Origin of the sequence: Spirillospora sp. NPDC052269, assembly GCF_040679435.1 — a bacterium.
Taxonomy (GTDB): Bacteria; Actinomycetota; Actinomycetes; order Streptosporangiales; family Streptosporangiaceae; genus Spirillospora.
Genome location: NZ_JBFAUU010000007.1, coordinates 239141 through 256921, shown reverse-complemented (window position 1 = coordinate 256921; position 17781 = coordinate 239141). Strand labels below are relative to the sequence as shown.

Genomic DNA, 17781 nt, shown 5'->3' with positions numbered 1-17781 from the left:
GGCGCGGGCCCCCGTCCGCGGCCCCACCAGCCGGCCACCGAACACCGTCCCGCGTCGCGTCCACCATCGCCCCGAGGGCCTTCGGACACGAACAGGCAACAGATCAAACTGCCTTCTTGTCGGCTTCGCGGCGCGATGTCACATTTCGGCCGGGATGGGCCGCATGGGCGCGGTTCTCCGGGGGTCCCATCGCACCAGCCTTCTTGGAGGACCGGCAGTGGCCCGATCTCGTGTTGCTCTCCGGCGCGTCGGCGCGCTCGCCCTGGCGGCGGGCCTGCTGACCGCCGGACTCACCGCCCCGCCCGCCTTCGCCGACGGCCCCGGATCCGGATCGCCGTGGGTCGTCACCCTCGGCGACTCCTACATCTCCGGTGAGGCGGGCCGCTGGGCGGGCAACAGCAACGACGGCGAACCGATGATCGACGCACTGGGCCCGACGGCCTACTACGACAACGCCACCCACACCGCCGAGACGATCACCCGGTGCCACCGCTCGCGGTCCGCCGAGGTGTACATCGGCGGCGGCGTGAACGGCATGAACCTCGCCTGCTCCGGGGCCACGACCGGCACCCACACCGACTCCAGCGGGAACTTCAAGCCCGGGATCGACTTCTACAGCAGCGGCGGCAACCAGGGCCAGGCGCTGATGCTGCAGAACTTCGCGTCGTCCCACAACGTCAAGATGGTCGCGGTCTCCATCGGCGGGAACGACTTCAGCTTCGGCCCGATCGTCCAGAAGTGCGTCACCGACTTCCTGACCTCGCCCTCGTGGCTGCCGAACTACTGCAACGACGACTCGGCGGTGACGTCCAACTTCACGTCCTCCAACATCGCCACCCAGCGGGCCAAGATCGCCCAGGCGTTCCGGAACGTCGCCCAGGCGATGGCGAACGCCGGCTACTCCCCGTCCTCCTACAAGATCGTGGCGCAGGACTACCCGTCCCCGATCCCGACGAGCTCGGGCTTCCGCTACTCGCAGTCCGGCTACACGCGGCAGTCGACGGGCGGCTGCGGCTTCTGGAACGCGGACGCGAACTACGCCAACTCCACCGCGCTGACGCTGATCGACCAGGCCGTGGCGGGCGCCGCGTCCGACGCCGGCCTGTCCAACCTGGTGACCATGCGCCTGTCCTCGGCGTTCAACTCCCGGCGGCTGTGCGAGAACACCGTCGGCCTCGTCGAGGAGGCGGGCCTGAGCTCCTGGAGGAGCGCGGGCGCGGTCGACAAGACCGAGTGGATCAACCAGATCCGCACCGTCACCACCATCGGCTCGGACTACTACATCCAGGAGTCCATCCACCCCAACTACTGGGGCCAGCTGGCGCTGCGCAACTGCCTGCGCCAGGCCTACAACGGCGGTTCCCCCCACGGCGGCGCCTGCACCCGCAGCGCCACCGGCACCAACACCAACGGCGAACCCAACATGAACCTCGGCTGACCCAAGGAACGGACGCCGGGCCGGGTTCCCCGGCCCGGCGTCTATCGAACCTCGCGCAACCACGCTTCGAGGCGTTGATGAATCTGCGCGGCGGCCAGAAGCACCGCCGGGCAGGGCACGGCGACAGCCCCGTTCGATGAGCGGAACCACGGAATGTCGGTGTCCACGAAGACGCCCGGACCGGACGCAACGGTGATGGTGTCGCAGAGCCAGCGATAGCCGGGGTCATAGACATCGAGTCGGGGCGGATCTGCCTTGTACCGGCGATCGCAGACCCAACCTTTGTCCGCGAGAGCGATGGCGAGGCGGTCGAGGTGGACGGTCAGCGGCGGTTCGGCCGCGCGGCCGGGGAAGACGGGGGCGACTCCCCCGGCCACGCGACCTCCCTTCCCCCAGGGCAGGCGCGGGACCCTGATCCGCGCCCGCCCACGGTGACGACCTGGACGACTCACCCGTCCGGCCCTCACCGGTCCTTGTGCCTGGCGCGCAACTGCTCCACGACGAGCGCCTGCTGAAGCTCGTCCGCCGAGGAGCAGATGACGGTCGGGTCTATCCCGGCGTCCGGGTCGTGCAGCGTGGCGCCCCAGTCGCCGAGCCGTCCGTCATGGCGCGTCGAACGCCAGATGCGGTGCCCGTTGAACGTCGAACGCAACTCCGCCAGCGTCACGTCCTCGGGATTCACGCCGTGTCCCATCGCCGTTGACCTCTCGTCGTCTCTTCTCCGGATGACGGGGTCAGCCTGCTCCCACAGAGTTACTCTCTGCTATGAAGCGACCTCAAGCGGTTCTCAAGGGCGAGAGCCACGCATCAAGGGGGAATCTCGTGCCCCGACAAGCGCGTCCGCTGTACCCCCACTCGCTGCGCACCCACTTCGGCGGCGAGGTGCGCTTCCTCCGCGAGAAGGGGGAGTTGTCGCTCGCCGGGCTCGCCGAAGTCCTCGGCTGCACCCCGCAGTGGATCTGGGCCCTCGAACAGGGCGGCGAGAAGCCCTCCCTGGACTTCGCCGACGACTGCGACACGTACTGGAAGACCGACGGCCGGTTCCGCCGCCTCGTCGAAGCCCACGAACGCGAACTCAAACTGCCGCGACCACCCGCGAACTTTCCCCGATTCAAGGTCCTCGAGGACGAGTCTTCTGTTCTCTACATGTACGAGGCGCTGCTGATCACCGGCCTATTCCAGACCGAGCGCTACGCACGTGCCGTACTTGATCCCATCCAGCCGCCAGCCAGCATCGATCAGCTTGTAGCGACTCGCATGGCACGCCAGGCAGTTCTGACCAAGAAGAATGCTCCCCGACTCTGGGTGATTCACGACGAGCGCGCATTGCGCTGCATGATCGGCGAAAGAGAAGTCATGCGTGAGCAGTTGGAGCACCTGATCCAGGTGTGCCAGCTCCCCAACGTCACCCTCCAGGTGGTCCCAAGGAGCGTCAGGGGGCTGGCGAGGGCGGAAGGCAGCTTCACCATCCTCAAATTCCCTGACGAACGGCCAGACATGGTCTATGTCGATGCAGGTAGCGCGGATCAGGTACTCGACGACCCGGCGCACGCGGACGAATACCACGTAAGGTATGACCTGATACGCGCGCACGCCCTGTCGGTCGAGCAGACACTCGAATTGATCAAGTCGATCTTGGAGAGCCTATGACTCAGCATGGCTTCACGACCCTCAACTGGCGTAAGAGCAGCTACACCAGTTCCGGTGGTGGCCAATGTGTTGAGCTGGCGCCCTTCGCGCCAGCAGTGGTTGTGCGAGACTCGAAGGATCCGGACGGGCCGAAACTGATGTTCGACGCTGCCGCCTGGGCCGCATTTTCCTCCGAGGTGAAGGAAGGCAGGCTCGATCTGGCCTGATGGGCGTCCCTGCTCGGCATGGTGATTGCATCCTCTGCCTCAGTCGCGGATTTCCAAGTAAAGTTGGACTTGTTCCGCGGGTACTTAATTCCCGCTAGGCCGTCGCGCGATCCGATCAAGTCGATCTTGGAGGGTCTATGCCCCGGTCCGCAGGCTCAGCCTCCGCATGGCACAAGAGCAGCCACAGCGGCCCTCACGGAGGAGACTGCGTCGAAGTCACTCGCTGGCGCAAAAGCAGCGTCAGCGGCAGCGGTGGCGGGGATTGCATCGAGGTCGGACGCTGGCGCAAGAGCAGTTCCAGCGGCCCCGAAGGGGGCGACTGCGTTGAGGTGTCTGCTTGGCGCAAGAACAGCCACAGCGGACCCGACGGCGGCCAGTGCGTTGAGGTCGCCTCCTTCGCACCCGCGGTGGCGGTTCGGGACTCGAAGGATCCCAACGGGCCGAAACTGGTGTTCGGCGCGATCGCTTGGGCCGTTTTCTCCGCTCGGGTGAAGGACTGCGAGCTCGATCCGGCCTGACGGCCGCGGCCTGCACGACATGATGAGGTGGTGCCGTATCTGCTGATCCTCCGTGGTTCCGTCCGGCCGCTTCCCGCTCTCGTCGCGGAGCGGGCCGCCTATCTGCGCCGCCTGCGCGATGAAGGCGTGTTCCTGATGGACGGGCCGGTCGAGGATGGTGACGCTGCCGGGGTGGCTCTGGCGGTCGGCGCATGGGAGGACGTGGAACGGGCTGCGGACGGTGATCCCTACGTCAAGGCGGGCATCGCCGTCTACGAGATCCTGTCCTTCGCCCCTGAGCACGTCCGCGAAGGTCTCACCGGTCTTGTCGATGTTCGGCCGACGGCACTGGACGGGGCGTTCGGCTGGGACGGCGAGGCGCTGGTCCGGCTGCGTCGACGTGACCTCTCCGTGCTCGGCGAAGGTCGGCCTCTGCGTCCGGTGCTCCAGCACGTCGGCCAGGCGCTTCTGATCAGCGGTGTCGCAGGCCACGCGGACCTCGCCGAGCGATGCGCCCGAGGGCTGCGCGATCGGGGCCTGCCTGGCGACGACGTGCTGGATTGTGAGCTGACCGTTGCGCTCGGCCGTCCGGTGGAGCCTGATTCCTTCGACTGGGAGTGGCCGCTCGCCCCTGCGCCTGTCGACCTCAGCGAGCTCGCCGAGGCGTTGCACGGCGATCCACGCCACGGACCTGGGGCACTCGACCCGGGGTCCGGCATGATCGTCCCCCCTGGCTTGTCGGACCACCTCGCAGAACTCGCAGAGGACGACCTCGTCGACCGGAATTCCAGCCTGACCATCGATCCCGGGAGCGCCGAGGGATTCCGGGACATGCGCGACTTCGCCGATTCGGTCACGGACGCAGGGCTCCAGGCGCGGCTGCTACGTGCCCTGGAGGCACGCGGATCCTTCCGGCGCTTCCGTGATGTCCTGCATGACTTCCCAGAACAGCTCACCCACTGGTCCCTGTTCAGCGGTGAGCGGGAGCTCGGCCGCGCTCGCCTCTGGTTGGCCCGCGAGGGTTACCGGGCCGTCCTCCCCTCCCGCTGAAGCGTGGCCGCACCGGGGCGATCAGAAGTCTCCTTCCGCGACCTGGAGGACGCTGAGGCCGAGGCCGCGCCACATGGCGACGACGGCGGCGCGGTCCTCGAGGACCGCCGTGACCTGTTCGTTCGGTCGGTCCACGACCTGACCGCCACCAGAAGCTGGGGCATGCCACACGAGCCTCGGAGAACGCCGGGTTCCTGGGGTTGGCCGACAAGCTCTACCAAGTGCGGACGGCCGTTGCTCGGTCCGTACCGAGGCACGGGCAAACCTGAGTCGCAGGAGGACGCCAACCGGGCCCACGCCCGACTTCGTGCGCCCGGTGGACGCGCGAACGCGCAGCTCAGCACTGGGCCATCCTCCATAAGCTCCGCTGCCGCCCGCGCCGAGTAGGCCGCCTCGCCGAAGCCGTCCGCGTCCTGCAGACCCGCGAAGCCCGAACTCAATGAAAAGGCTCACTGGTTGTGGTGCGGGTGCATCCGTCTTTCAGGTGGGTGCCATGGGGCAACGGACTTCTCCTGCGGCGGGTGTGTATCGCGGGCGTATTGAAAGACTCATACGTTGCTGCAACGGGCTCCGGTTTTCACTGGGGGAATGACTGATAGCGCATCACTGTCTGCGCCGGCCCGTCGTGGGGTCGCCTGCCGCCTGAGGTTTCGGTGGTGAGGCCTGGTGCAGCACTGGAGACGGTCGCGCTTGAGCGCCGGTCGGGGACGTTTCGTCCGCCGACCTTGCAGACGCTGCCAGTGGCGGTGACGGCCAACGTGGCCAGGGTTCGCGCGAGGACCCGGAGCACGATCATGGCCGTGGTCAAGGCGGACGGTTACGGCCACGGGGCCGTCACGGTGGCCAGGGCCGCCGTCGCCGCCGGGGCCGAATGGCTTGGGACGACGAGTATCGCGGAGGCCTCCGCGTTGCGCGCCGCGGGGCTGACGGTGCCGATCCTCACCTGGCTGAATCCTTCCGGGATCGACGCGGAGGCGGCGGCCTCCGGCGGGATCGACGTCGCGGTCGGGTCGGTGGACGAGCTTGGCGCGCTCGTCACGCAAGCGGCGACGGTGCGGGTTCACCTGCATGTGGACACCGGGATGTCGCGTGGCGGCTGTCCTCGTCGGCAGTGGGACGAGCTGATCGGTCTCGCTCGGCGTGGTCAGCGTTCCGGGAGGGTCCGCGTCGCGGGTGTCATGGGGCATCTGGCGCTGGCCGACCAGGCCGACCCGTCGGCGAACGCGCCCGCCGTCGCCGCGATGCACGAGGCGCGGCAGGCCGTCGAGGCCGCCGGGTTGGGATCCCCGCTCGCCCATCTGGCGGCCACCTCGGGCGTGGTGACCGACCCGGCGACGCATTTCGGCATGGTCCGCGTCGGGGCGGGACTGGTCGGCATCGATCCGTCCGGGACCGTCGAGATGCACGGCGCGTCCCGTCTGACCGCGTCGATCGTGCACACGACGAAGGTCGCGGCCGGCACTCCGGTCGGCTACGGCGGCGCGTATGTCACCGATCGGGCCACCCACCTGAGCGTCCTGCCCATCGGGTACGCCGACGGGATCCCGCGAGAGTGCTCGCCGGAGGCCGGCGTTGAGATCCGCGGGCGCCGTTTCCCTGTCGTCGGACGGGTCTCGATGGACCAGATCGTGATCGACACCGGTGCCGAGTCCTTCCGGGCGGGGACGGTCGCGACCGTGTTCGGCCCGGACGGGGCCGCGACCCCGACCATCCACGACTGGGCCCGCTGGGCCGGAACCATCCCGCACACCATCGTCAGCGGCATCGGGCCGCGCGTGAAGAGGAGCATCGCTTGAGTAGGAGAACCGAATGACACGGCGGATCGCGGTGATCGGCGGCGGGCAGAACGCCGAGCACGAAGTCTCCCTGGCGACCGCCGCGGCGGTGTCGCGGGCGTTGGCTTCCAGCGGATTCACAGTGGACGAGCTGACCATCGACCGCGACGGGACGTGGAGGCAAGGAGCGAACGCGCTCGGAACGCGGCCCATCGGTTCCTTGGCTGCGGCATTGGACGTCATCGGACGTTCCGACGTCGTCTTCCCGGCGGTTCACGGCCCGTGCGGGGAGGACGGCACGCTCGCCGCACTGTGCGCCATGGCGCACACGCCGATGGTCGGCTCGGGCCTGCGCTCCGGAGCGATCGGCATGGACAAGTGGGCGACCAAGCTCGTGGCGGAGGCCGTCGGGATCCGCACGGCTCCCGGTCGGCTGGTGGCGGCGGCGGAGATCGGCGATATCCGGTTTGAGAGGGAGGTGGTGGTGAAGCCAGCCTCGGCCGGGTCGAGCTTCGGCGTCGCCCTGGCACGCGACGCCGACCAACTGCGCGAGGCGCTGGACTGCGCGGCGCGCTTCGACGACCGGATCCTCGTCGAGGACGTCGTCGTGGGCCGGGAGATCGACGTGGCCGTGCTGCGCGAGGCCGATGGCAGCCGCTGGGCGTCGCCGCCACTGGAGATCCACACCGACGGGCCGTTCGACACCCGGTCGAAGTACGACGGTTCGGCCCGGTTCAGTGTGCCCGCCGCCCTCGACGCCCCCGACCGGACGGCCCTGACCGGGGCGGCGCTGCGGATGTTCGACGCGCTCGGCTGCGCCGGCGTGGCCCGCGTCGACTTCTTCCTCACCGACCACGGGCCCGTCCTCAACGAGGTCAACACCATGCCGGGAATGACCGCCGAGTCCCAGGTGCCGAGGATGTTCGCCGCGACCGGGCTCCCCTACGAGCGACTGATCGCGCGCCTGATCGACGCCGCCGCCGTCCCCGCGTCCGCGCCGCTGCCCGCAGCCACCGCCACCACCCGCTGAACGCGGGGCAGAGCTACGATCGGCCCCAGCCTGCTGGAGCGTCCTGGACGGGGAGCAGATCACGATGAAGCCGAACGACATCCAGCCGGCGTCGCTGGTCGGCTACCACGTCGTCGAGATCGGTCTTCGACAGGCTTGGCCGTTCGTGACCCTGGCCCCTGGCGACGAGACGGCAGACGAGACGGCAGAGTTCGGCGAAGTCCGCCTCTACATCGACAGCGCCTTCACCGTGCGACCATCACCACCCGACACGGGCACAGGCGCCGAGGACGACGAGCGGCTCTGGCTGCTGCGGCTGGCAGAGGTCCTCTATCTGACCGTGGATTCCGTCAGCGTCGCCACAGACGCCTCGCTGTCGATGCGGTTCGCCGGAGACATCACCCTGGAAGTCTCCGGGCAGGGCGCACCATGGACGATTGCTGAAGTCTGGTGGCTCGGCCGACCCTGACCGGCGACGATCTCGACAGGGAGGGCACGACTGTCCGATGCGCTTGCCGTCTCAGCTGGGCTGGTCGGTGGGGGGACCAATGGGCTTGTCCGTGCCGTAGAAGCGGCCCTGCTCGCACAGGGCGTCGATCTCGGCGTTGTCTTCCTCGCTCAGTTGTGCATCCAGCGCGACGCTGATGACGCGTCGGGCGCGGGCCAGTCGCCGAGCGACATCCCAGTCGGCGATGAATTCGCCGACTGTATGGTCGTCGGCGGTTCCGGATGCCTGGCGGGATCCGAGTCGGTCCAGGGAGACGACGAACTCGTTCAGGTCCCGCAGGACTGCCACGACCTCGTCGAGGGGCATGCGGATCTCTCGGGCGGACATGTCCATCAGCCGATTCAACTCCAGAGCCGGTGCCCGGTCCAGATCATGCCGCCGGGCGGCGGGCTCGCCGAGGACACCGCCTTTGTGGCCAAGCCCGAACCGGCCCGGGTGATCTACGGCTGGGGGATCAGAAGTCTCCGTCGGCGACCTGGAGGACGGTGAGGCCGAGGCCGCGCCACATGGCGACGACGGTGGCGCGGTCCTCCAGGACGGCCGTGACCTGGTCGTACGGTCGGACGTGGCGCTTGTACAGCTCGGACTTGACGGTGGTGTCGCGGCGGCGGTCGCCGTCCATACGCATGAGCAGTGCCTCGCCGGGGACGGCGACGTGTTCGGCGAGCCAGGCACGGGTGGCGGTACGGCAGGCGTCGGACCGGCCGGTCACGTAGATGATGCGGTGGCCCGCGGCGGCGAGGGCTTGGACGACAGTGATAACGGGCGCGTTGGGGACGTCCTCGCCGACCCGATGCCAGTCGTACGGCGCGCGTTCGTCGGGTCCGGGACGGCGCAGCGCGACGGTGCCGTCGATGTCGACCAGGAACAGGCCTCGGCCTGCGGGCGGCTTGGTCGGCGTCACAGAGCTCCTTGGCGGAATGTGCGAAGAACACGTCGGGGCGGGAACCGCACCTAACCACAGAAACAGCACCCAGATCACCCGATATCCGCATGCAGCGGCTTCAGCTCGCGCGCCTGGTCGCGGCGGTCCCGGGACGCCGGGCCGAACCCTCTCGGCCCGGCGTTCCGTCACCGCGTGGAGGCGTCCTTGCGGGCGCGCCTGAGTGGGAGGCCCAGGGCCACGGCCGCGGTGAGGATCCAGATCGCCTGCACGACCGACAGCAGCAGCGCGCAGCCGACGATGGCCGCGATCCCCGACAGCCGCGCGGCCGTCCCGCTCAGCCTCAGCAGGACCATGAAGAACACGACGCTCAGCAGCGCGCCCGTGGCCTGGAGCCAGCCACCGGCGTAGAACAGCAGCGAATGGCTGTCGGCGTATCTGAGGAGCTTGTCGGGCGAGGCCCCGCCGTAGGGCCAGCCCGTCACCGCGGGCGTCCCGAAGTAGATCACCAGCAGGACGGGGCCCGCGACGCCCGCCAGCGCCCCCAGGAGCCGAAGCCTGTCGTCGCTCATCTCGGCGGGTGCGCGGTCCGCCGTTCCGGCGCGTGACAAGGTGATCTCCCTTCCCTCTGCCCCCGTGTCCCGGAGAGCCCTGTCCCGCGGACGTCGGGAGCCGGTTCGGCGCGGGTCCACTGAGCCCATCGTGCGGGCCGGACCGCCCCCGACCCATGACTTGGCCGTCATCGGCCCCGGTCCAGGCGCGTTCCGCGTCTCCAAGTCCGGCGGAGCGACGCGTCCGGGCGCCTCGCCTGCCGGATCGGGCATCTGATCCGGGCGATAGCGTTGTGGGGTGAGCGCCACTCTCGTTGCCAAGGAACTTGCCGCTGGGCATGGGGACCGTCTGCTGTTCTCCGGGTTGGACCTGGTCGTCGCTCCTGGCGACGTCGTGGGGCTGGTCGGGGTCAACGGGGCTGGGAAGTCGTCGCTGTTGCGGCTGCTCGCCGGGGTGGATGCTCCGGAGGCCGGATCGGTGAGGCTGAGTCCGCCGTCGGCTTTGGTGGGGTATCTGCCGCAGGAGCCGGAGCGGCGGCCTGGCGAGACGGTCGAGGCGTTCTTGGGGCGCCGGACGGGTGTGACGCAGGCCCAGGCCGACCTGGACGAGGCGACCAAGGGCCTGGTCGACGAGGTCGAGGGCGCGGACGACGCGTACGCCGAGGCGCTGGAGCGGTGGCTCGCGCTGGGCGGGGCCGACCTGGCCGATCGGGCGGGTGAGGTGGCGGCGGAGCTCGGCCTCACCGTGGATCTTGGGCAGCCGATGACGTCGTTGTCGGGTGGGCAGGCGGCTCGGGCCGGGTTGGCTTCGTTGTTGCTGAGTCGGTACGACGTCTTTCTGCTGGACGAGCCGACCAACGATCTCGACCTGGACGGCCTGGAGCGGCTGGAGCGGTTCGTCACCGATCTTCGGGCGGGCACCGTCCTGGTCAGCCATGATCGCGAGTTCCTCACCCGGACGGTCACCCGCGTCGTCGAGCTGGACCTCGCTCAGCAGCAGGTCAACGCCTACGGCGGCGGGTACGAGTCGTACCTGGCCGAGCGGGACGTCTCGCGGCGGCACGCGCGGGCCGACTTCGAGGAGTACGCCGACAAGCTGTCCTCGCTCAAGGACCGGGCGCAGACGCAGCGGTCGTGGATGGACAAGGGCGTCAAGAACGCGCGCCGGAAGGCGGGCGACAACGACAAGATCGGGCGGAAGTTCCGGTCGGAGGCGAGCGAGAAGCAGGCGTCCAAGGCGCGGCAGACCGAGAAGGCGATCGAGCGGCTGGAGGTCGTCGCGGAGCCGCGCAAGGAGTGGGAGCTGCGGATGGAGATCGCCGCGGCCCCGCGCTCGGGCGCGGTCGCGGCCACCCTGCGGGGCGCGGTCGTCCGGCGCGGGTCGTTCACGTTCGGCCCGGCCGACCTGGAGATCCGGTGGGCCGACCGGGTCGCGATCACGGGCGCGAACGGCGCGGGCAAGACGACGCTGCTCAGCGCTCTATTGGGGCGGATCCCGGTGGACGAGGGGCACGCGGCGCTCGGTCCCGGCGTCCTGGTCGGCGAGATCGACCAGGCGCGCGGGCTGTTCCTCGGCGACGCCGCTTTGATCGACGCGTTCGGCGCGGCCGTCCCCGAGATGACCGCCGCGGACGTCCGGACGCTGCTGGCGAAGTTCGGCCTGCGCGCCGACCACGTGCTGCGCCCGGCGGGCACCCTCTCCCCCGGCGAGCGGACCCGCGCGGCGCTGGCGCTGCTCCAGGCCAGGGGCGTGAACCTGCTCGTCCTGGACGAGCCGACCAACCACCTCGACCTGCCCGCGATCGAGCAGCTGGAGCAGGCCCTCGAGTCCTACACCGGCACCCTGCTGCTGGTCACCCACGACCGCCGGATGCTGGACGCCGTCCGGACGACGCGGCGCCTGCGCGTCGAGGACGGCAAGGTCATCGAACTCTAGGGCGTGCCTCGAAGTCGGCGCCCGTGGCAAGCGGCGTCGCGCGGTAGGGCCGGGTGGCGCGGGCGGCGAGCCGGACGATCCTGGTGTGGCCGCCCGGCCGGATGGCCAGCCAGCCGGCGGGCCAGGCGTAGCTGGGCAGGCCGTCGCGGTGGAGGTCGGCGACGCGCGGCTCGTCCAGGGACGCGGCGGTGAAGCGGTAGAGCGCGGCGGCGCGTTCGTTGATCAGGCCGTGGTCGAGCAGCCGGGGCAGCCCGCCCTCGGCGCCGGCCAGCGACTCGGCGCTGAGGCCGGTGAGCGGGTAGTGCTCGGGGAAGGCCCGGCGCAGGTCGAGGAAGAAGCCGACCGTCCCCTTGCGCGGGTCGCCGAGGAGGGGGCCGAGCGGCGCCAGCGGGCCGAGGGCGAGGCGCGGGTGGGCGACCATGGCGTGCGTGTAGAGGACGCGCATGAGCGCCACGTTCATCATGATGCGCTCGGCGGGCAGCTCGGCGAGGGCCAGGGGCAGGTTCTCCAGGTAGCCCGCGACGACGCTGGCGTTGTGCGCGCGGTACCAGGCGGCCGGTGACGGCCTGCGGAGGAAGGTCTGCCAGAGGGCGACGCGGGGGTCGGACGCCGGGGTTCCGTCCAGGAGCGCGGCCTCGGTCTTGTCGTGCAGGAGGCGCTCGTTGACGGCCCGCCACCAAGGGCTTCCGGGGGGATCGCCGTCCGGCGGGTTGAGGACGCCGCGGGCGATCGTCCAGCGCAGGAAGCTGAGTTCGGCTCGTCCGTAGCGGGCGTGGCGGTCGTGGTAGAAGGCGGCGGCGAGGCTCAGGCGGCCGGCCGGGGGCCCGTCCCGGACGGCGCCGACCCGTTCCGCCGCCGTCCTCGCCGCCGTGTTCCCGTCTCCCACCCGTCCAGTGTGACAAAGCGTCCCGGTCGCAATTCGGATGAGGGCTTTTGGGGTTTTCGCCCGTCGCCGTTCCCGTCCCTTTCTTCCGCTCACGACCCTCGCGTGGTGATACTCCTCACGCGATCCGGTGTGTGGAGGGAGTCCCATGGGCATCGACGACCTGACACGACGCGGTTTCCTCGCGGGGACGGCGGGCACGGCCGCCGTGCTGGCGGCGGGCGGCGCCGAGGCCGACGCGGCGGCGTCCACCCGCGCGCCCGTCTCAAAGCTGCCGGAGCCGTCCGGGTCGGGGATCGACCACATCGTCGTCGTGATGATGGAGAACCGCTCCTTCGACCACTACCTGGGCTGGCTCCCCGGCGCGGACGGCAGGCAGGACGGCCTGACTTTCACCGACGCCCAGGGCGCCGCGCACCCCACGCACCACCTGACCGTCCCGTGGGGCTGCGGCTTCAACGACCCCGACCACTCCTACGGCGGCGGACGCGTCGAGTACAACGGCGGCAAGTGCGACGGCTGGCTGCGCGCCGGGCACAACGACGTGTTCTCGATCGGCTACTACAAGGGCGCCGACCTGGGCTTCCACGGCCACGCCGCCCGGGACTGGACGGTCTGCGACCGCTACTTCCCGGCGATCATGTCGTCCACCTTCCCGAACCGGATCTTCCAGCACGCGGGCCAGACCGACCGGACGTCCAACACCTTCACGATCTCCCAGCTCACCACCATCTGGGACCGGCTGAAGGCGAAGAAGGTCTCCTGCCGCTACTACTTCAGCGACGTCCCGTTCACCGCGCTGTGGGGCCTGAAGCACCTGGACGTCAGCCGGAACATCGCCGAGTTCTACGCCGACGCCAAGGCCGGACGGCTCCCCGCCGTGAGCTTCGTCGAGCCCGGCTTCCTCGGCGAGGCGCTGCCCGGCATGTCCGAGGACGAGCACCCGCTCGCCGACATCCGCCTCGGCCAGAGCTTCCTGAACCGGGTCTACACGGCCGTCACCACGTCCCCGAACTGGCCGCGGACGCTGTTCGTGATCAACTACGACGAGTGGGGCGGCTTCTTCGACCACGTCCCGCCGCCCGCCGGCCCGGACCCGCGTCCCGACCTCGGCACCGGCCTGCGCGGGTTCCGCGTCCCCTGCCTGCTGATCTCCCCCAGGGCCCGCCGCCGCTCGATCGCCCACGAGGTCTACGACCACACGTCCGTGCTCAAGGCCATCGAGTGGCGCTGGGGCCTCCAGCCGCTGTCCGTCCGGGACGCCGCCGCCCGCAACATCGCCGAGGTCCTGGACTTCCACGCCAAGCCGAACCTGCACGCCCCGCGCTACACGGTCCCCCGGCCGACCACCCTCGGCTGCATCGATCCCCACGCCCACACCGGCGACGACTGGCACGACCTGGCCGCCTACGCCACCCGCCACGGATTCGCCGCCAAGCGCCGCTGACCGCCGAGCCGGACGGCCGTCCGGGCCGTCCGAGGAGGGCCGCGGCGCTGATCAGCCCGGCTCCGATGTCACATGCACTCGGAATCCACGCTAAAGTTTTCCTTGTCGCCGCGAGGGGCCGGACCGAAAGGGAAAGCACCGAGCAGCACACGCGGAAGTGGCTCAGTGGTAGAGCATCACCTTGCCAAGGTGAGGGTCGCGGGTTCAAATCCCGTCTTCCGCTCTCCGGCTCACCCTCTCGAGGGTGGACGTCCGGGCGATTAGCTCAGTGGGAGAGCACTACCTTGACACGGTAGGGGTCACTGGTTCAATCCCAGTATCGCCCACCGCAACGATGCAGGTCAGAGACCCTGTCCCCCCTCAAGGGGATGGGGTCTCGGTCTGTTTCTGGAGATCACCTTCGATGGAGCGCCACCGGCTCGTCCCCACTCCCCTGCTCCGTCCCTCACGCTGGGTTCCAAGCGGCACAGGGCCCGGCGCGGTGGGGCGCCGGGCCGTGCGGTTCGTCAGCCGCAGCGGTAGAGAGAAGGTCCGCTGCTCTGCGTGGAGTCGCCGTACTCCGAAGGCTTGACGGCGGTGCAGTTCTCGCCGACCCAGGAGGCCACCTCGGGCCCGCCCCCTCGGGCGAACCCGCCGCCGGTCATCACGTAGTGCAGTTTTCCAGCCTTGACCAAATCCTGGAGCCTCTGCGCCGTCATCGCCCGGTCACCACCGCCGAAGCCGAACATGGAGATCACCGGCTTGCCGGTCTCCAGGATGACCGACGCCGCGCCCTGCGAGTTGCCGACCGCGACGAGCCAGGTCGCACCGCCCTGGTTCTTCTCCAGATACGAGATCATCTGCGGGTTCAGGCCCATACCGGGACCGCCCCCCATTCCGGAACCACCCCCCTGAGCGGGGCCGCCCTGCGCTTGGCCGCTCGGACCGCCTCCCCGACCAGGGCTGTCGGCCTGATCAGGACCGCCCTGCGCTTGGCCGCCGGGAGCACCACCGGGCGGGGGCACGAAGTTCATGCCGCCGGAGTTCGGGCCGGCCGTCGGGTTGCCGCCGTTCGGGTGGCTGCCGGCGGCGGAGACCGCGAAGGCCGCCGGTCCGGCGAGCCCGGCTGCCAGGCCGACGGTACCCGCCAGGACGCTGAGGCGGGTGAGCGCGCCGTGGCCGAGGCACGCGGCGACCAGGCTGACCACGGCGACCGCGGTGAGACCCGCGACCACCCAGATCAACCAGGGGTTCCAGCCCGGGGCGCGCCTCAGGAGGACGAACGCCCAGGCGCCCGTCACCGCGACGGCCACGGGCAGGACCCAGAGCCGGGCATCGCCGGGCCGGCGCTCGCGGGTGAGCTCGACGGCTCCGATGCCGGCCAACGCGGCGATCGCCGGGGCCATGGCCGTCGTGTAGTAGGGGTGCATGACGCCGCCGGCGAAGCTGAACACGACGAAGTGCAGGACCAGCCAGCCGCCCCACATCACCAGCGCCGCCCGCGTCAGGTCCGTGCGCGGCCGCCTCCGGTAGAGCACCAGCCCGGCCACCAGCACGATCGCGGCCAGGGGCAGCAGCCAGGAGATCTGACCGCCGAGGACGTCGTTGAACATCCGGCCGATGCCGGACTGACCGGAGAAGCCGCCCGCGGGCCCGCCGCGGGCGCCACCGCCCGGCATCTTCGCACCGCCGGCCATGCCTCCGCCGCCCGGACCGCCACCCTCATCGCCGGTGATCCGGCCGATGCCGTTGAAGCCGATGACGAGGTCCCAGGCGGTGCCGTCCATGCTGCCGCCGATATAAGGCCGCTTGCTCGCGGGGATCAGGTCGACGATCGCCATCCACCAGAAGCTCGACACCGCGAGGACGCCCCCGGCGGCCAGCAGGTGCCCGATCCGGCGGAGCGCGCCGCCCTGGGCGAACAGCAGGTGGACGAGTGCCAGCGCGGGCAGCAGGATGTACGCCTGCAGCATCTTGGTGTTGAACCCGCAGCCGAGGAAGAGTGCCGAGGCGAGCAGCCAGCGCAGCCGACCGGATTCCAACGCCCGCTGGCAGGCCCACGCGGCCAGGACCAGCAGCAGCACGAGCAACGTGTCGGGGTTGTTGTCCCGGTTGATCGCCACGGTGATCGGCGTGAACGTCATCACGAGCGCGGCGAGGACGCCCGCGACCGGCCCGAAGACGCGCCGGACCGTCGCGTACACCACGGCGACCGCCGCGACGCCCATGACGACCTCGGGCAGCAGCAGGCTCCACGTGCCGAATCCCACCACCCGGCCGAAGATCTCCTGGACCCACAGGGCCATCGGCGGCTTGTCCACCGTGATGAAGGACGCGGCGTCCAGGGAGCCGAAGAAGAACGCCTTCCAGCTCTCGGTGCCGCTCTTGACGGCGGCGGAGTAGTAGGCGTTCGCGTACCCGCCCCCGGAAAGGCCCGAGGCGTACAGCGCGGTGGCCAGCACGAGCACGATCCACAGCGCGGGGCGGGTCCAACGCGGATCGTCGGGGAGACCGAGCGCGAGACGAGTGAACCGATTCCGGGGTGGCGCGTGCCGTTCATCGATGAGGTCGGACACCTGAGTGGTCAACGGGACTGCTCCTGGGGGACGGGATCCGATCCGTCGGCGGCGCGGCGCGGGTGGAAGACCCAGGCGCGCAGCAGGACGAAGCGTGCGACGGCGGCGAACAGGTTGAGGGCGAACAGCGCTCCGATCTCGCCGAGCCGCGGTGCGTGCGGAAAGACGGCGTTCAGCGTGGCGAGTCCGGCGGTGCTGATGAAGAGGCCGGCGAGGAAGGCGACGCCGCCTTCCAGCTGGTGCCGTACGGCACGCCGACGGCCCCGTACGCCGAACGTGAACCGCCGGTTCGCCGTGGTGTTGGCGACCGCGGCGAGGAAGTACGACACGACGTTGGCGGCGACGACCGGCAGGAGAAAGCGCAACAGCGCGTACAGCACGAGCTGGGCGACGGTGCTGACGACTCCGATCACCGCGAAGCTCGGCAGCTGTCGGCGCATCCCGCTCGGCAACCGCGCCTCCCGTGCGCGGGAGGGGACCGGCACGTGGAAGGCGCCCGACAGGACACGACGGGCCACCCGGGCCATGCCGCGCAGGTCGTCCAGGGCCGTACGGACGACGTCGACTCGGCTGTCGGGGTCGTCGACCCAGTCCACCGGCACCTCGTGGATGCGCAGGCCGTTCCGCTCCGCGAGGAGCAGCAGTTCGGTGTCGAAGAACCACGCCTCGTCCTCGACGGCGGGCAGCAGGGCCCGCACGATCTCGGTGCGGCCCGCCTTGAACCCGCACTGGGCGTCGGAGAAGTGCGCGGCGAGCGTCGTCCGCAGCAGCAGGTTGTAGGTGCGGGAGACCAGTTCCCGCTTCGGCCCGCGGACGACGGCCGAGCCGCGCGACAGGCGGGTGCCGATCGCCAGGTCGCTGTGGCCGGACACCAGCGGCGCGATCAACGGAAGGAACGCGTGGAGATCGGTGGACAGGTCCACGTCCATGTAGGCGACCACATCGGCGGCGCTGGTGCTCCACACGTGCCGGAGGGCCCGCCCGCGTCCTTTGCGGTCCAGGTGGACGACGTCCACCTCGGGGATCTCCAGTGCCAGCCGCTGGGCGACGTCCCAGGTCGCGTCGGTACTCGCATTGTCGGCGATCGTGATGACGAAGCGGTACGGAAGGACGGCGCGGAGGTAGGCGTGCAGTCGGCGGACGCTGGCCGCCAGCACATGCTGTTCGTTGTAGACGGGGATGGCGACCTCGACGAGCGGGTCGCGGGGGTCTTCGTCGTTCCGTTCCGGCGGCCTTCCCAGGAGGCTGAGCCGGGAACGCGCGGCCGCGCCGTGCGCCGGCCCCTCCCCCGGGGGCGCCCCGGAGATCATCGACTCGATCATGGTGACCAAGATCGCCACTCATCGTGGGAGGGGCCTGAGCCGCCTGTTAAGCGGGAATGAGAACCCGTTTC

19 protein-coding genes, 2 tRNA genes and 1 pseudogene are annotated in these 17781 nt (G+C 70.1%); 13 read left to right on the top strand and 9 right to left on the bottom strand.

Translation table 11 applies throughout. The annotated features are described in order from the left end of the window. Positions 1–217: 217 nt before the first annotated feature. Positions 218–1438, top strand: coding sequence for an SGNH/GDSL hydrolase family protein (locus AB0L06_RS17360; RefSeq protein WP_500232008.1), 1221 nt, complete (start codon positions 218–220; stop codon positions 1436–1438). 41 nt (positions 1439–1479) lie between these two features. On the opposite strand, the gene AB0L06_RS17355 is transcribed toward AB0L06_RS17360, so the two are convergent. Beyond that, positions 1480–1815 (bottom strand): hypothetical protein, encoded by a 336-nt coding sequence (locus AB0L06_RS17355; RefSeq protein ID WP_500232007.1) that lies wholly within the window; start codon positions 1813–1815, stop codon positions 1480–1482. A gap of 86 nt (positions 1816–1901) precedes the next feature. Continuing rightward, positions 1902–2132 (bottom strand): hypothetical protein, encoded by a 231-nt coding sequence (locus tag AB0L06_RS17350; RefSeq protein ID WP_500232006.1) that lies wholly within the window; start codon positions 2130–2132, stop codon positions 1902–1904. 128 nt (positions 2133–2260) lie between these two features. On the opposite strand from AB0L06_RS17350, the gene AB0L06_RS17345 reads away from it, so the two are divergent. The 4 genes from AB0L06_RS17345 (at position 2261) to AB0L06_RS17330 (ending at position 4841) form a co-directional block, all read left to right on the top strand. Further along, a complete protein-coding gene (locus tag AB0L06_RS17345; RefSeq protein WP_500232005.1) occupies positions 2261–3088 on the top strand; it encodes a helix-turn-helix domain-containing protein in 828 nt (275 codons plus the stop codon). Then, positions 3085–3294 carry a DUF397 domain-containing protein gene (locus AB0L06_RS17340; protein WP_500232004.1) on the top strand — a complete coding sequence of 70 codons (210 nt, stop codon included), beginning with the start codon at positions 3085–3087 and terminating at the stop codon, positions 3292–3294. The genes AB0L06_RS17345 and AB0L06_RS17340 overlap by 4 nt, the downstream gene beginning before the upstream one ends. 137 nt (positions 3295–3431) lie before the next feature. Next, positions 3432–3812, top strand: coding sequence for a DUF397 domain-containing protein (locus AB0L06_RS17335; RefSeq protein ID WP_500232003.1), 381 nt, complete (start codon positions 3432–3434; stop codon positions 3810–3812). 30 nt (positions 3813–3842) lie between these two features. Beyond that, positions 3843–4841, top strand: coding sequence for a UPF0158 family protein (locus tag AB0L06_RS17330; protein ID WP_500232002.1), 999 nt, complete (start codon positions 3843–3845; stop codon positions 4839–4841). Positions 4842–4862: 21 nt separating this feature from the next. On the opposite strand, the gene AB0L06_RS17325 is transcribed toward AB0L06_RS17330, so the two are convergent. Then, the gene (locus tag AB0L06_RS17325) at positions 4863–4976 is read right to left on the bottom strand and encodes a phosphatase domain-containing protein (RefSeq protein ID WP_500232001.1); all 114 of its coding nucleotides are present in this window, start codon (positions 4974–4976) and stop codon (positions 4863–4865) included. A 108-nt stretch (positions 4977–5084) separates the two neighbouring features. Between AB0L06_RS17325 and AB0L06_RS17320 the strand changes: the two are divergent. From AB0L06_RS17320 to AB0L06_RS17305, 4 genes and pseudogenes are all read left to right on the top strand, one after another. Continuing rightward, a pseudogene (locus tag AB0L06_RS17320) lies at positions 5085–5284 on the top strand (IS5/IS1182 family transposase); the annotation flags it as partial. Between the two features lie 210 nt (positions 5285–5494). Beyond that, complete coding sequence (gene alr / locus AB0L06_RS17315; protein WP_500232000.1) at positions 5495–6637, top strand: alanine racemase; 1143 nt, start codon at positions 5495–5497, stop codon at positions 6635–6637. 13 nt (positions 6638–6650) lie between these two features. Further along, positions 6651–7646 (top strand): D-alanine--D-alanine ligase family protein, encoded by a 996-nt coding sequence (locus AB0L06_RS17310; RefSeq protein WP_500231999.1) that lies wholly within the window; start codon positions 6651–6653, stop codon positions 7644–7646. A gap of 64 nt (positions 7647–7710) precedes the next feature. After that, a complete protein-coding gene (locus AB0L06_RS17305) occupies positions 7711–8094 on the top strand; it encodes a hypothetical protein (protein ID WP_500231998.1) in 384 nt (127 codons plus the stop codon). A 51-nt stretch (positions 8095–8145) separates the two neighbouring features. Here the strand turns inward: AB0L06_RS17305 and AB0L06_RS17300 are convergent, their stop codons facing one another. From AB0L06_RS17300 to AB0L06_RS17290, 3 genes are all read right to left on the bottom strand, one after another. Next, positions 8146–8466, bottom strand: a complete 321-nt coding sequence (locus AB0L06_RS17300) for a hypothetical protein (RefSeq protein WP_500231997.1) — start codon at positions 8464–8466, stop codon at positions 8146–8148. 121 nt (positions 8467–8587) lie between these two features. Continuing rightward, on the bottom strand, positions 8588–9037 hold the full coding sequence (locus tag AB0L06_RS17295) for a phosphatase domain-containing protein (protein ID WP_500231996.1): 450 nt from the start codon (positions 9035–9037) through the stop codon (positions 8588–8590). A 167-nt stretch (positions 9038–9204) separates the two neighbouring features. Continuing rightward, positions 9205–9627, bottom strand: a complete 423-nt coding sequence (locus AB0L06_RS17290; protein ID WP_500231995.1) for a hypothetical protein — start codon at positions 9625–9627, stop codon at positions 9205–9207. A 238-nt stretch (positions 9628–9865) separates the two neighbouring features. On the opposite strand from AB0L06_RS17290, the gene AB0L06_RS17285 reads away from it, so the two are divergent. Then, positions 9866–11503 (top strand): ABC-F family ATP-binding cassette domain-containing protein, encoded by a 1638-nt coding sequence (locus AB0L06_RS17285; protein ID WP_500231994.1) that lies wholly within the window; start codon positions 9866–9868, stop codon positions 11501–11503. Here the strand turns inward: AB0L06_RS17285 and AB0L06_RS17280 are convergent. Next, positions 11490–12389, bottom strand: coding sequence for a hypothetical protein (locus tag AB0L06_RS17280; protein WP_500231993.1), 900 nt, complete (start codon positions 12387–12389; stop codon positions 11490–11492). The genes AB0L06_RS17285 and AB0L06_RS17280 overlap by 14 nt on opposite strands. 145 nt (positions 12390–12534) lie before the next feature. Here AB0L06_RS17280 and AB0L06_RS17275 point away from each other — a divergent pair, with 145 nt between their 5' ends. From AB0L06_RS17275 to AB0L06_RS17265, 3 genes are all read left to right on the top strand, one after another. Beyond that, a complete protein-coding gene (locus tag AB0L06_RS17275) occupies positions 12535–13833 on the top strand; it encodes an alkaline phosphatase family protein (RefSeq protein ID WP_500231992.1) in 1299 nt (432 codons plus the stop codon). 151 nt (positions 13834–13984) lie between these two features. Next, a tRNA-Gly gene (locus tag AB0L06_RS17270) sits at positions 13985–14056 on the top strand. 31 nt (positions 14057–14087) lie between these two features. Beyond that, positions 14088–14159, top strand: a tRNA-Val gene (locus AB0L06_RS17265). A gap of 180 nt (positions 14160–14339) precedes the next feature. Here AB0L06_RS17265 and AB0L06_RS17260 read toward each other — a convergent pair. Together AB0L06_RS17260 and AB0L06_RS17255 are read right to left on the bottom strand one after the other, a co-directional pair. Beyond that, complete coding sequence (locus AB0L06_RS17260) at positions 14340–16400, bottom strand: ArnT family glycosyltransferase (protein ID WP_500231991.1); 2061 nt, start codon at positions 16398–16400, stop codon at positions 14340–14342. Then, positions 16397–17710, bottom strand: coding sequence for a bifunctional glycosyltransferase family 2/GtrA family protein (locus tag AB0L06_RS17255; RefSeq protein WP_500231990.1), 1314 nt, complete (start codon positions 17708–17710; stop codon positions 16397–16399). Before AB0L06_RS17255 ends, AB0L06_RS17260 begins: the two co-directional genes overlap by 4 nt. Positions 17711–17781 lie beyond the last annotated feature (71 nt).